Here is a 13,401-nt window from a genome sequence, read left to right as displayed (position 1 = left end):
GCGGATCGGATAGCCAGGAATGTTCCAGATATTTCCGACAAAACTCCCGCCTGAGTGAGTTGGTCGCAGAAGATTAGTTCAGTCGGGTGCCGGTATGGATAATCCCGATCAGGGATGGTTGGCTCGCTTACGCGAGACCGATGTGTGCCTTGTTGCGAGCCGATATTGACGGACGGGATAGCTTGGACGGCTACAGGAACAGAAGCCGATTGCGTGCGCTCGTCTGACCGAAGGAGTGCACTATTCAGGATAAATTGCGAGCCCATGTGCATATGAAAATTGCAATATGATTCCCGGTGAAATTTCCCTTTGATCAGGCGTCGCGCAACGACAATACATTATTACATCAACGCCTTTCTCGGATCAGGTCGATCATGGCGCGCAACCCGGCGGGCACGTGCCGACGTCCTGGATAGTAGAGAGACAGGCCTGGAAAGGGCGGTGTCCATTCGTCCAGCACGCGAACAAGCGAGCCGGCCGCGAGGTCGCCCGCGACGTTCCATTCGCTGAGATAGGCGAGGCCGAACCCGGCCCGCACCGCCGCCAGCATTAGATTGGGCTCGTCGAGGATCAGCGGTCCTTCACCGTCGATCCCCAGTGTTTCGCCGTGGCGCTCGAATTCCCAACGATCGATGCCTCCGCTCGGCAGTCGGCTGCGGATACAGCGATGCCGGGAGAGATCGGCAGGCGTGCGTGGTTTTGGATGCCGCTTGAAATAGGCGGGCGATCCAACGACCGCGAAACGTTGGTCGGGCCCCAGCGGCACGGAGATCATGTCCCGCGGCACCAGTTCAGCGAGCCGCACACCGGCGTCGAACCCATCGACAACAATGTCGACCAGTCGTCCTTCGGTGACGATGTCGACCGTCATGTCGGGATATCGGCGCAGATACTCGAACACGATTGGCTCCATCTGCCGCGCCGCGCCCGCTGACGTGTTGATGCGCAGCGTGCCTGCCGTCGTCTCGCGATGACTTCCCGCCCGCTCCATCGCTTCTCTGATCTGGCCAAGCGCTGGAGCAACGCCGGAAACGAACTGCTCGCCGGCCTCGGTCAGCGAGACGCTTCGCGTCGTTCGGTGGAACAGGCGGACGCCGAGTTTCGCCTCCAGCGTGGCGATGGCATGGCTTAGCGCCGAGCGCGACATGCCGAGTTCGATCGCAGCCGGGCGAAAGCCCCGGTGGCGGGCCACTGCCAGCACCGCATCAAGTTCGATGAGTCCCGATGACCGCATTGTCCGGATTCCTGCACTACCTCATGCAGAATTATACGCCTTATCGGACCAACAACAGCGGCCTATCTCGGATTTCATCCATCGTCTCCAGGAGAGAACCATGCACCTCATCGACAAGATCTATATCGACGGCAGCTTCGTCACCCCGCGTGGGACCGAGCTGTTCGACCTGCACAATCCAGCGACGGCGCAGGTCATCGGCCGGGTGCGCCTCGCTGACGAGGAGGACGCGCGCACCGCTATCGCTGCCGCGAAGCGCGCCTTCCTGGCCTTCTCGCGCACGAGCAAGGCCGAACGCATCGCCCTGCTTCGGCGGATGCACGCCACGGTGAAGGCGCGCCGGGCGGAACTGCTGGACGCCATCGTCGAAGAATATGGCGCCCCCACCTCGCGTGCCGGCTTCATGGCCGACCATCCGGCAGACGTCCTGCTCGATATGGCGCGAGTTCTGGAGGATTATCGCTTTACGCGACGCGTCGGCGCGGCCGAGGTGGTGATGGAGCCCTTGGGAGTCGCCGGCCTCATCACGCCGTGGAACAGTGATGCCGGCTTCATTTGCGGCAAGCTCGCCGCCGCCATCGCGGCCGGCTGCACGGCGGTCGTCAAGCCGAGCGAGATGAGCGCGATCCAGACGCAAGTGGTCACCGAAGCCCTGCATGAGGCCGGACTGCCGGCCGGCGTGTTCAACATCGTCACCGGCCGGGGCGAGTTGGTGGGCACCGAGATCACCAGCCATCCCGATGTCGCGAAGATCTCCTTCACTGGCTCGACCGCCGTCGGCAAGGCGATCCTGCGCGCCGGAGCGGAGACGATGAAAAGGATCACGCTCGAACTTGGCGGAAAATCTCCCACAGTCATTCTTGACGATGCCGATCTGGCGAAGGCGATTCCGTTGGCGCTCGGTGCGGGCCTCATGAACAGCGGACAGGCTTGCATCGCCGGCACGCGCATCCTCGTGCCACGGAGCCGGCTCGGCGAGGTGGAAGAGCTTGCGAAGACGGCGATCGGACAGGTCAAAACCGGCGATCCGCGCGATCCCTCAACGACGGTCGGCCCGATGGTCAGCCAGAAGCAATGGGATCGCGTTCAACGTTATATCCGTATCGGTATCGATGAGGGCACGCTGCTTGCCGGCGGCGAAGGCAGGCCGGACGGGCTCGACGGCTGGTTCGTACGGCCGACGCTGTTCACCAATGTGCGCAATGACATGACCATTGCGCGCGAGGAGATCTTCGGACCGGTGCTGTCGATCATTCCCTATGCGGACGAGGAAGAGGCGATCGCCATCGCCAACGACACGGTCTATGGCCTGCAGGCCTATGTCCAGTCCGGCGACATGGCCCGTGCGCGACGGGTAGCCGACCGGATCCTTGCCGGTCGCGTGCTGATCAACACGCTGGCCCACGAGCCGATGGCGCCCTTTGGCGGTTTCAAGCAATCCGGCATCGGCCGCGAGTACGGCGACTTCGGGCTGGAGGCGTTTCTCGAGCCGAAATCCCTGCTGATGGCCACGTGACCCGGAGCATGCCGCTGAAGTGAGCTCATAGAACAGCGAAATCCTGATCACCGGATTCCAGATCGCCAAAGCCCTAATTGAGCGATGGGAATCCGCCGAAGAATGGAAAGCCGACAGTCATTGCCCGTGGCTGACCAGCACGTGCCGGCACGCAGCAGAGAGCTTTGGACGGTTTTCCTTGAGGCAGGCCAGAATGGTAAAATCGCCTTGATTCACCAGCTTGCGGCAAAGACGCTGCACGTCCGGTGCGCAAGCCTTCTCGTCCTGCTCTGTGCCGCTATGCGCAAGGGCGCTCGTCGAAACCGGAACAGACAGCAGGATGAGTGCCAAGACGAATCTATGCATTGTGATTGCTCCTTCCGATTTACGTAATTCCAATGCCCAAGGAGTGGGGAATGCCGTTCATTCCATCACCATCGCATGGTCGTTTTCGCCAGAGGTTGGGGCGCTCCGCAGGAGCAGCACGAGGGGAATGGCCGCGAGCGAAAGGATCATCATCAATTTGAAATCGTCGATGTAGCTGATGATGGAAGCCTGCGTTTGTATGAGCTGATCGAGCGCCGCACGGCCGCTTGCGGTCCACGGACTCATAGCCTGCCGCACGATGCTGTTGTCGAAGGCGTGATTGAAGGCCGTGACATGGCCTGCGATAGTCGCGTGATTGACCTGATTGTTTCGGGTCAGCAGATAGGAGACCACCGATATTCCGACGCTGGAGCCGACGTTTCGCGACAGGTTGTAGAGACCAGTGCCATCGGCGCGCTGTTCGGGTGCGAGCGTGGCAAACGTCACGGTGGTGAGCGGGACGAACAGGAATCCAAGTCCCGCGCCTTGGATGAAGCCGGTCACGGCGATCGTCCACTGCGAGACGTTCGGATTCCATCCGGTCATGTCGTACATCGCCCAGGCGGTCAGCAGCAGGCCGATCATGAGCAACAGTCTCGTATCGATCCGCCCGATCAGCCGCCCGACCAGGAACATACAAGTCATCGTGCCGAGACCGCGCGGACCCATGACGATTCCTGCGGTCACCACGGGATAGCCCATCAAGGTCTGCAAATAGGGCGTCAGCAACGCCAGCGACGCCAGATAGGTTATCCCGACGATGAAGATGAACAGCACTCCGACCGAGAAATTCCGATCGAGAAACAGCCTCGGATTCACGAAGGAATTCTTCGCGGTAAAGGTGTGAACGAGGAAGATGTAAAGCGCCGATGCGCAGACGACCGCCTCGATCAGAATTTCGAAGGAAGAGAACCAGTCGAGTTGCGCACCCCGGTCCAGAAACACCTGCATGGCGGCAATAGCGAGGCTCAAGCTGCCAAATCCGAGCCAGTCGAGCTTCGCTGCCGCGCTGGTGTTGGTCTCCCTTAGAAAGAACGATATGCCGCCGAAGGCGAGCACGCCCAAGGGCACGTTGATATAAAATACCCATCGCCAACTGTAGTGATCGGTCAGCCAGCCGCCGATCACCGGCCCGAGCACCGGTCCCACCATCACCGATATGCCGAATACGGCCATGGCAGATCCGCGTTCCTCGACGCTGTAGATGTCGAGCAGAACGGACTGGCCGAGCGGAACCAGCGCTGCGCCGAAGAATCCTTGCAGCAACCGGAACGCCACGATCTGGACCAGCGATTGCGCAATGCCGCACAACACGGATGCAACCACGAAGCCGACGACGGCTACCATCAAGATGCGTTTGCGACCGAGCCTGTTGGCAAGAAACCCCGATGGCGGGGTCATGATGGCCGCGGCCACGATATAGGAGGTCAGAACCCAGTTGATCTGATCCGCGCTTGCCGACACGCTGCCCTGCATATAGGGCAGCGCGACGTTGGCGATCGTCGTGTCCAGCGCCTGCATGATGACGGCAAGGATGACACACAGCGTAACCGCGGGCCGGTTGATCGGCTGGGTATTTGCAGCGGCATCAGCCATGTTCAGCTTCCCGATCCAAAGAGACCGGTGATGAAACTGGGAAATCCCCGGGCATGTCCGGTGTCGACATTCACCTCCACGCTCATGCCGACGCGCAGCGGCGGCTTGCCGGGTGCATTGTTGACGAGGATGCGCATCGGAATACGCTGCACGACCTTGACCCAATTGCCGCTGGTATTCTCGGCCGGCAGCAACGAGAAGCTCGAGGCGGATGCCGGACTTATGCTGTCGACCGTTCCGGCCCATCGCTCGCCCGGATAGGTATCGACGTCGACCGTGACCTTCTGTTCGGGCTTGACGTAGGTCAGTTCGGTCTCCTTCGGGCTCGCCTGAACCCAGACGTGGTCCGTCGAGACGATGTTGAATGCGACGGCTGCCGCAGCGAGATACTGGCCCGGTTGCAGCGACGGCACATTGGTCACGATGCCGGCGAAGGGGGCTCGCACGATGGTGTGGGCGAGTTGACGCGCAGCCTCATCACGCGTGGCCACGGCATCCTTGTATCTGGGATGGCTTTCGATCGGCGCATCGGGGTCGCCATTCAGGTTGGCGGCGATGCCGGTCAGCTGCTGTTGCAACGAGGACAGCTTCTGCTGCGACCCTTGCAGGGTGTTGCGGGCGGCGTCGAAGGTGGCCTTTGGCGTAAAGTTGTTGGCAATCAACTGCTCTTGGCGCTGGAAGTTGACCATGTTGAAGTCGACATCCTTCTGCGCCTGTTCGACCTGGGCCTGCATGTTGCGGTAGCTGGCTTGCAGCGCGACGAGATCATTTCGCGTATTTCCGATCTGAGCCTCGGCGCGATCCAGCGCCAGTCGAAACTGCAAAGGGTCCAGCTTGAACAGCACGTCGCCCCTGGCGACCTTCTGATTGTCGTGAATCAGGACCTGCGTGACGATGCCGGCGACGTCGGTCGACAACCCGACCATGTCGGCCTGGACATACGCATTATCCGTCGACATCACGGCGCCTCCGGTCACATAAGAGTAGCCGCCCACGACAAGTACCACCGGCAGCAATACAAACAGCAGCGGGCGCCGCATTGATCTCCTGGGAGCCGGGGCGTTCGCCGCGACCTGGCGGCCATGCGGTTCTCCGTGCGGCAAGGCTTCGCACTTGCGATCTTCCGGGCGCGGCATCTCCGCTTCCGCCGTGCCAGGCCGTTCGTTTGCAATCGACGGATTGCGGTCGAGCCGATGGACATTCGCCTCAATGGCGCGCGCGTTTGCATCCCCGGAATTGGCGGGATTGATCCCTTTCAGATTAGCCATGGTTTACTCTCTTTGTTCCGCAACCTGCGCATCGCAAGCGTCCGTCAGATTTGCTTTCAGTGTCTGCAGTGTCTTCACCAGACGCTCGGTGTCGGCTTCCGGAACTTCGGCCAGCGCTTCCCCGCGGGTGACCTCGCCGAGCCTGCGTAGCTGCGACAGCTTTGGACGGGCGGCGGACGTCAGGTGAAGGAGCCAGGCCCGCCGGTCTGAGGGATCCGGCCGCCGCTCGATCAAACCCCGCGTCTGAAGCTTGTCGATGATGCGGCCAAGCGTGATCGGCTCGATTTCCAACAGGTCAGCCAAGCCGCTTTGGTTGATGCCTTCGTTGTTCGCCAGATAGGCCAGCACCTGCCATTGCGACCGCGTCAGGCCTGAGTCTCGCGCGTTCTGCTCAAAGCGTTTCCGCAGCAATCGCGCGACCTCGTGCAGCAGAAATCCAAGTGTAGGCGCATTCGATTCCACAGCGGTTCCGTTCGTAACGGCGGTCTTATTCATAAGCTTGCTTATGATAAGCTTGGTATCGTATCTTTCCAACGATTCAGGCTCTCATCACGCATTTGGGAAGTCTGTCGTTTTCGAGGTGCGATGATCTGTCAGCGACGCTTAGAATGTTGGCGAATGCTGCAAATGAAAATGCCGTATTATTGCATTCGGTGTTGAGAGGAACTCAGCAATGGATCGCGGCAACCTGACCGATCTGACAGCGTTCGTCGCTGTTGCCGATCGCCTAAGCTTTCGAGCCGCGGCATCGCAGCTCGGAGTTACACCATCGGCCCTCAGCCATTCGATGCGGCAGCTTGAGGAGCGTCTCGGGGTACGCTTGCTGAATCGCACGACGCGCAGCGTATCGGTGACGGACGCCGGCTTGCGGTTGCTCGATCAATTGCGGCCGGCAATCCATCAGATCGCCGGCGCGATCGAGGAATTGAACGAGACGCGGCAGCGGCCCATGGGGCGGCTGCGGATCTATGCGCGGCACCTGGCCGCGTCGGCGGTCATCGCACCGATCTGGGAACGCTTCCTGTCGACGTACCCGGAAGTCCATCTGGAGCTCGCGGTGGGCGAGGCGCCGATCGACCTCGTGGCGAAGGGATTCGACGCCGGGATTGCGCCGCGCGAGCGGGTACCGGCCAATATGATCGCCGTTCGGGTGATGGGCCCGATGAAGGTGGCGGTCGTTGGGGCGCCGACTTACTTTGCGCGGCGGCGGCCGCCGCGCGCGCCCGATGATCTCGCCCAGCACAGCTGCATTCAATTTCGCGTGGCAGGTGACGGCGCCGTTTTTATTTGGCCGTTCGAGCGCAATCGCCAGTCACGCCGGATTTCGGCAGGCGGGCGAGTGATGGTCAACGACCCCGGTCTCGCAGTACGCGCGGCGGTTGACGGGCTGGGCATCGCATACACCATCGAGGCGCTCGCCGAACCGTTCCTGCGCTCAGGGCAACTGGTCCGGGTGCTGGAGGACTGGTCGCCGACCTTCGAAGGATTGTTCCTGTATTATCCGGGGCACCGACAGGTTCCGGCCACGTTACGCGCCCTCATCGACTTGATCCGCACCGCCCGCTCGGAGCAGGGCAAGAGTTTGCTCAAGAATCCATTCACGAAAATCTGAGCGCTTCGACGGGCGTAGAAAGTTCAGCATTGTAAATGCCCGCAACTCTTCGCGCCTGAAGTCCTATCCCCGGCTGTTGGTGAGAGCCGCCGAGGGGGATGTGCTCGGCGGCTCTCGAGCATCGACGACCGATCGGCGGCTCGATCGCCGGCGCTGGCTGTGAAGGGCAGAAAGGCGTGTTAGCCGCACATTTCCCGGCATCTGGAGCGGATGTTTGAAGGGCTTCCAGCCCTGCCACCAGTTGATCGCGATGACCCCGAGAAGCAGCGCAAGGCACAAGCTCATTTGGTGTTCCCCGCTCCATGGGCTCGCTTTACCTGATTGCTCCACCGAGCTTTGGCCGTCGCGCCCAGAGCTACGCCGAAGGGTGCAAACAACAATCCTGCGTCTGTTGCATTCTCTGCTGAGCGAAACTCAGGAATGATCACGCGGATTCAAGACGGCGGCGCGGGCCAAGCTCAGCTTGGCCCGCCGGCGCGAAGACAGCGGGATGCGCATCAGGCCTGCTGCTTGGCCATGTTGATGATCCTGGGCTGAGTATATGCCTCCAGGCCGGCGCGACCCAGTTCGGCTCCGATGCCGGACTGCTTGTCACCCCTGAAGGGAATGTCGGGCTGCAGGTTGAGATGTCTGTTGATCCAGACCGTGCCCGAATTGATTTGCGAGGCCACGGCGAAGGCCCGCTCGGGATTCTTCGACCAGACGCTGCCGCCGAGGCCGAACTCCGTAGCATTCGCGCGAGCGATGGCGTCGTCGACCTTGGTATAGCGCAGCACAGGCAGAATCGGGCCGAACTGCTCTTCCCTGACCAATCGCGTATCGTCGCCGATGTCGCGAACAATCGTCGGCTCTACGAAATAGCCCTTGCGCGGCACAACATTGCCGCCCGCAACGATAACGCCGTCCTCTTTGGCTTCGTTCAGGAAACCCTTAACCCGTTCGAAATGGGCCTTGTTCTGCAGCGGCCCTATCTGGGCTCCAGGCCTGGCGCCATCATCGACGACAGCCTCACGGGCCAGCCGCCCGAGTTCCTCGCAGAATTCGTCATATTGCGAATCATGAACGTAGAGGCGTTTGATCACGACGCAGCCTTGGCCGGAATTGAAGGTCGCGCCGGCGAACAGCTCGGGCGCTATCTCCTTCGGATCGACATCGTCGAGCACAATGGCGGCGTCGTTGCCGCCGAGCTCCAGCGTGAGGCGCTTGAGCGTGCCGCCCGCGCTTTCCATGACTTTCCTGCCGGTCGCAGTCGAGCCCGTGAATGCGACCTTGGCGACGTCCGGATGGCTGGTGAGCGCTTCGCCAAGATCGTTGGCGTCGACAATGACGTTGATCACCCCGGCGGGCAGAATGTCAGAGCACAGCTCACCCAGTTTAAGCGCCGCCAGCGGGGTTGTCGCCGCCGGCTTGGCGATAACGGTGTTGCCGGCAAGCAGCGCCGGCGCGATCTTCGCGGCCAGAAGGATCATCGGCACGTTCCACGCCGATATCGCGGCGATCACGCCGAGCGGCACGGGTTGTTCGATGATCTTCTGGGACGCATCCTCCTTGAGGATCCGAGGCGCGAGGTCGAGACCAGCATAATATCGCATTGTGGCCACGACGGCCGCCATTTCGGATACCGCCTGCGCGATCGGCTTGCCATTTTCCGCGGTCAGGGTTTCCGCAAACTCGGCCTGACGCGCTTCAACTGCATCAGCGAGCCTCGCCAGCAGCGCGCCGCGGTCCCGCACCGGCGTCGCTGACCACCGCGGAAAGGCCGTCTTGGCCGCGGCGACGGCCTGCTCGAGTTGCGCGCGGTCTGCCCTCGGCGCCACGGCAACCACGTCCTCCGTCGCCGGATTGATCACATTCAGCGCCAGTGCGCCGGACACCAACTTGCCATCGATCAAAAGCTTGTGGTCGCTCATCTGTCCATTCTCCAATTCACGGCAGGGACCGCCGAGAACCATTCCAGGCGCGTCTGCCTTCACGGATTTCTGAAAAAGTTCGAAGCGCCGCCGCAGCGACGACGCTTCGCGCAGTGCTCAAGCCGTCAGGATCTCGGCCATGCGCTCGCCGATGATCACGCAGGGCGCCTGGGTGTTGCCCGTGGTGACGCGTGGCATGATCGAGCCGTCGGCAATGCGGAGATTGTTCACCCCGTAGACCCGCAGCTCGGCGTCCACGACGGAGAGATCGTCCCGACCCATTTTTGCAGTGCAGGTCGGGTGATGCATCGACATCGCGCCGTCCCGGATCAGGTTGTCGAGCGCCTCGCCGGCCAACGGGCCGGGCAGGATCTCGCGCTTGACGAAGGGCTTCATCGCCTCGGAGTTGCCGAGGGCGCGAGCAATCTCCATGCCCCGGCGCAGGGCCGCGAGATCGCGTGGATCACTCAGCATGTTGGCGTGAATCTCGGGCGCCTCATGCGGATCAGCCGACTTCAGCCGCAAGGAGCCGCGACTTTCCGGACGAGCCAGCCCGGGGCTGATCGACCATACGTTCTCGACGGCATGGCGACCCGTGACCTCGGACAGGTAAGGCGCCTCGATGTGCCAAATGTGCAGGTCCGGCGTGTCGAGTTCCGGACGGCTCCTGGTAAAGAGGTTGGCCTCGGCTGCATTATTGTGGATGGGACCGGTCCTGGCGCCTCCCAGAGGCCGCCGCCGATGATCGGGTGATCCTGGAGGTTCTGGCCAACGCCGGGCAGATGGGAAACCGTGGAGATACCGAGACGATCGAGTTCGGCGCGGTCGCCGATGCCCGACAGCATCAGCAGCTTCGGGGTTTGAATGGCGCCCGCCGACAGCACGACTTCGCTGGAGGACTTGATCGCACGGGTCCTGCCCCGCCACTCGAATTCCACGCCAGTGATGGTGCCGCCTTCCAGGGTAAGGCGATTGACATGAGCACCGGTCAGCAGGGTCAGATTGGGCTGGTCCATGACCGGGTACAAATAGCTCGCCGGACCGTTCAGCCTTCGACCATCGCGGATGCGAACGTTGGTGATCGCTGCGCCGCCCGCACCTTCCTGCATCACCCCGTTCTGGTCCGCGAAGGTGGGGATGCCAAGCGACGCGGCGGCCTTGAGAAAGGCCGGCGCGATCGAAGCAGGATTGGGGGCGGGCTGCACAAAGACCTCGCCGCCGCTACCGCGTCGCTCAGGATCGGGGGCGCCATGCCAGTCCTCGATCCGCCTGTAGATGTCGAGGATATGCAGGTAGCTCCAGGCGTCGTCGCCAGCCTGCCTGGCCCAGAAATCGAAATCGTTCTTGTGACCGCGGGCCCAGACCATGGCGTTGATGCTGGTGCCACCGCCGAGGGCCTTGCCCATGGCCTGAACGATCGATCGATTGTTCACGCCTGGGTTGCGCTCTGCGCCGAAGTTCCAATCGAACTCGCCGCCTTGGTTGAAAAACCAGGTCTCGGTGATGAGGATGCCGGGTTTCAGATCATCGCCGCCTGCCTCGAGCAGCAAAACCTGCGCATCGCGGTTCTCTGCCAAGCGACGCGCCACAACTGAGCCGGAAGCGCCGGATCCGATCACGATGTAATCGTAGGTTGCTCGCAGATTGGCGCGGCGAACCACCTGGTTGGCGGCTATCGCCTCGAACTTCTCAGCGGCGTCACCGACGGCGGCGGCGGAGAGGCCCAGCTTTGCGGCCCGATCGACGAACGTCGTGCGATCGATCTCGCGTGCGAGCAATTGCCCTTTCAGCAGTGCGAACTTCACGCCCTTCGAAGCAGAGGAAGTATCAAACATGGCCTGTCTCCCGGCGAGCTGGGCGGGTTCCGCCCGCCCGTGTGATTGACAAGCCGACGTTAGGCGCGGGATAGATTGTCTTAAATGACATAAACCCCTAATTTTCGGCCAAAGATGACCAACGACGATCCGCTCGCGCGCCCTGTGCTTTTCGTGGCTTTCGAAGGGATGGGGCTGCTCGACCTCACGGGTCCGCTCACCGTGTTCTGGTCAGCGTCGAAGTTCATGGAGCAGCAAGGCCGGCACGGCTATGCGCGCCACACCGTCAGCCTCGACGGCGGACCGATCCTGACGGCCGAGGGGGTGACGATCGAGACGGCGCCGATATCGCAGTTCGAAAATGAGGCGATCGACACCATCGTGGTTCCAGGTGCGCTGGAAATGGAGCCTACGCTTGCCGATGGTCGCCTGGTGCGCTGGCTGGCAGCCCATTCGTCGAAGGCGCGGCGAACCGCCTCGGTCTGTGCCGGAGCCTTCCTGTTGGCCGAGGCCGGCCTGCTGGACGGCCGTCGCGCCACAACCCATTGGGCCTCGTGCGACCTGCTGAATCAGCGCTACGAGAAGCTGACCGTCGAACCCGACGCGATTTTCGTTGCGGACGGTCCGATCTGGACGTCGGCGGGGGTCAGCGCCGGCATTGACCTCTCGCTGGCTCTCGTCCAGGCGGATTGCGGTCGCGATATCGCCATGCAGGTTGCCCGGCAGCTGGTGATCTACATGAAGCGGCCGGGCGGTCAGTCGCAGTTCAGCGAGCTCCTGCAATCCCAGACGTCGGCCTCGACGGCTTTCGAGAACCTCCATGTCTGGATCTCGAGCAATCTCGGCGACGAACGGCTGAATGTCGATCTGCTCGCCGAACAGGTGGGCATGAGTTCGCGAAACTTCGCGCGAAGCTACAAGGCAAAGACCGGTCGCACTCCGGCCAAAGCAGTCGAACTGTTCCGGCTGGAAGCCGCCCGACGCCTGCTGGAAGAAACCGAGCAAGGTGTCGACCGCATCGCCCGCAGCTGCGGTTTTGGCGATGAAGAACGGATGCGCATCACGTTCCAACGCCATTTGGCGATATCGCCGCGCGACTATCGGCGCCGGTTCTCAACCCGCTCAATAGCTGCCACGGCGAGTGCATGCGAGGAGGTTTGAGGCGCAGTTGACCGTTGAACGATGCCCGGTCAACGAAGACGCCTGTTTGGCACTTGCCGACATCGTCTCTTTGCCGGACGACCGCTTTGCGCCGATTGTGTTGAAAAACTCAAAATCTAACCAGGTCCGAAATTCTCGCCGCGGCGTGAAATTTGCCATCTCGGCCGTTGATATCCACCTCAAAGCCAATAGGGTTTATCTGACTTTCGTCGCAACGCTGAACGCGCCGCTCTGGCTTCTCGCGCTGCGAGGGCGCGGCGATCCCGAGTTGCTGGCAACCGCGATCTTTCCCGTCTTCGTGTTCTTGGTCGGGACGGGTGTCGCCTGTGTCGCCGCACCCGTTGCGCAATTCACATGGTGCCTGGCATTTGGCGCGCCTCTGGCGGGCTGGTTGGCGGCCCGGCGTTGGCCGCTGAGAACGAACTAGCCAGCTCGATCTCTGCCAAAGCGTCCTCGTATGCAATGACTAACCGGCCTTCCGATGGATCTCGTAATAGCGCCGCAAAATCGTGTTGATGCGGCTCTGAGAGCCTTTGCGCTATGACTTGAACTATGAACCGCGACTTCCGATTCTGGCACTTAGCGGAAGTGCGCCGATCTCTAAGTGTCCGCTTTGCGCCTATTGTGTTGAAAAACTCGACCGTTGAGTCCGAAGGAGATCACTGATTCATTCTGTCGGTGTGGGCGGGAGACTTGAATCGATGATGGGTCCGCGGCAAGTCGATCAGGCGGCGCTGTTCTACGAGTTCTCACTTGAACGACATGTTCCGGCCGCTCACTCGCTGAGGGCGATCGACCGGTTCGTCGATTTGTCAGAGGTTCGGAGCCACTTGGCTCCATTTTACGGCTCGACTGGCCGGCCTTCGATTGATCCCGAACTGCTCGTGCGGATGCTGCTGGTTGGCTACTGCTACGGCATTCGTTCCGAACGGCGGTTATGCGAGG

At 61.7% G+C, this 13,401-nt stretch carries 13 protein-coding genes; 5 read left to right on the top strand and 8 right to left on the bottom strand.

Annotated features, from left to right (window positions below):
• Nucleotides 1-346: 346 nt before the first annotated feature.
• The gene (locus tag K359_RS0143315) at nucleotides 347-1,234 is read right to left on the bottom strand and encodes a LysR family transcriptional regulator (protein WP_029084702.1); all 888 of its coding nucleotides are present in this window, start codon (nucleotides 1,232-1,234) and stop codon (nucleotides 347-349) included.
• 100 nt (nucleotides 1,235-1,334) lie between these two features.
• On the opposite strand from K359_RS0143315, the gene K359_RS0143310 reads away from it, so the two are divergent.
• Nucleotides 1,335-2,750, top strand: coding sequence for an aldehyde dehydrogenase family protein (locus tag K359_RS0143310; RefSeq protein ID WP_029084701.1), 1,416 nt, complete (start codon nucleotides 1,335-1,337; stop codon nucleotides 2,748-2,750).
• 117 nt (nucleotides 2,751-2,867) lie between these two features.
• On the opposite strand, the gene K359_RS0143305 is transcribed toward K359_RS0143310, so the two are convergent.
• The 4 genes from K359_RS0143305 to K359_RS0143290 are packed head-to-tail and all read right to left on the bottom strand — an operon-like array spanning nucleotide 2,868 to nucleotide 6,454.
• Entirely contained in the window at nucleotides 2,868-3,095 is a 228-nt protein-coding gene (locus K359_RS0143305; protein WP_029084700.1) for a hypothetical protein, read from the bottom strand.
• Nucleotides 3,096-3,152: 57 nt separating this feature from the next.
• A complete protein-coding gene (locus K359_RS0143300) occupies nucleotides 3,153-4,697 on the bottom strand; it encodes a DHA2 family efflux MFS transporter permease subunit (protein ID WP_371261252.1) in 1,545 nt (514 codons plus the stop codon).
• Complete coding sequence (locus K359_RS0143295; RefSeq protein ID WP_084518756.1) at nucleotides 4,694-5,959, bottom strand: HlyD family secretion protein; 1,266 nt, start codon at nucleotides 5,957-5,959, stop codon at nucleotides 4,694-4,696. The genes K359_RS0143300 and K359_RS0143295 overlap by 4 nt, the downstream gene beginning before the upstream one ends.
• A 3-nt stretch (nucleotides 5,960-5,962) precedes the next feature.
• Nucleotides 5,963-6,454: a MarR family winged helix-turn-helix transcriptional regulator gene (locus tag K359_RS0143290; RefSeq protein WP_051346757.1), complete on the bottom strand. Its 492-nt coding sequence runs from the start codon at nucleotides 6,452-6,454 to the stop codon at nucleotides 5,963-5,965.
• Between the two features lie 178 nt (nucleotides 6,455-6,632).
• Between K359_RS0143290 and K359_RS0143285 the strand changes: the two genes are divergently transcribed.
• The gene (locus K359_RS0143285) at nucleotides 6,633-7,571 is read left to right on the top strand and encodes a LysR family transcriptional regulator (RefSeq protein WP_029084696.1); all 939 of its coding nucleotides are present in this window, start codon (nucleotides 6,633-6,635) and stop codon (nucleotides 7,569-7,571) included.
• A 497-nt stretch (nucleotides 7,572-8,068) separates the two neighbouring features.
• Here the strand turns inward: K359_RS0143285 and K359_RS0143280 are convergent, their stop codons facing one another.
• The 3 genes from K359_RS0143280 to K359_RS55350 form a co-directional block, all read right to left on the bottom strand.
• Nucleotides 8,069-9,481, bottom strand: coding sequence for an aldehyde dehydrogenase family protein (locus K359_RS0143280; RefSeq protein ID WP_029084695.1), 1,413 nt, complete (start codon nucleotides 9,479-9,481; stop codon nucleotides 8,069-8,071).
• 117 nt (nucleotides 9,482-9,598) lie between these two features.
• Nucleotides 9,599-10,006, bottom strand: coding sequence for a GMC oxidoreductase (locus K359_RS65185; protein ID WP_245284906.1), 408 nt, complete (start codon nucleotides 10,004-10,006; stop codon nucleotides 9,599-9,601).
• Nucleotides 9,997-11,316 (bottom strand): GMC family oxidoreductase, encoded by a 1,320-nt coding sequence (locus K359_RS55350; RefSeq protein ID WP_245284905.1) that lies wholly within the window; start codon nucleotides 11,314-11,316, stop codon nucleotides 9,997-9,999. The genes K359_RS65185 and K359_RS55350 overlap by 10 nt, the downstream gene beginning before the upstream one ends.
• Nucleotides 11,317-11,430: 114 nt before the next feature.
• On the opposite strand from K359_RS55350, the gene K359_RS55345 reads away from it, so the two are divergent.
• The 3 genes from K359_RS55345 to K359_RS0143260 form a co-directional block, all read left to right on the top strand.
• The gene (locus K359_RS55345; RefSeq protein WP_051346756.1) at nucleotides 11,431-12,456 is read left to right on the top strand and encodes a GlxA family transcriptional regulator; all 1,026 of its coding nucleotides are present in this window, start codon (nucleotides 11,431-11,433) and stop codon (nucleotides 12,454-12,456) included.
• A 7-nt stretch (nucleotides 12,457-12,463) separates the two neighbouring features.
• A complete protein-coding gene (locus K359_RS0143265) occupies nucleotides 12,464-12,883 on the top strand; it encodes a hypothetical protein (RefSeq protein WP_156929013.1) in 420 nt (139 codons plus the stop codon).
• A 274-nt stretch (nucleotides 12,884-13,157) separates the two neighbouring features.
• Nucleotides 13,158-13,401: IS5/IS1182 family transposase (locus K359_RS0143260; protein WP_029084693.1), on the top strand; the 244-nt coding region annotated here is incomplete at its 3' end.

It is taken from the genome of Bradyrhizobium sp. th-b2 (assembly GCF_000426785.1).
GTDB classification, from domain to species: domain Bacteria; phylum Pseudomonadota; class Alphaproteobacteria; order Rhizobiales; family Xanthobacteraceae; genus Bradyrhizobium; species Bradyrhizobium septentrionale.
This window is presented reverse-complemented; position numbering and strand designations above follow the sequence as displayed.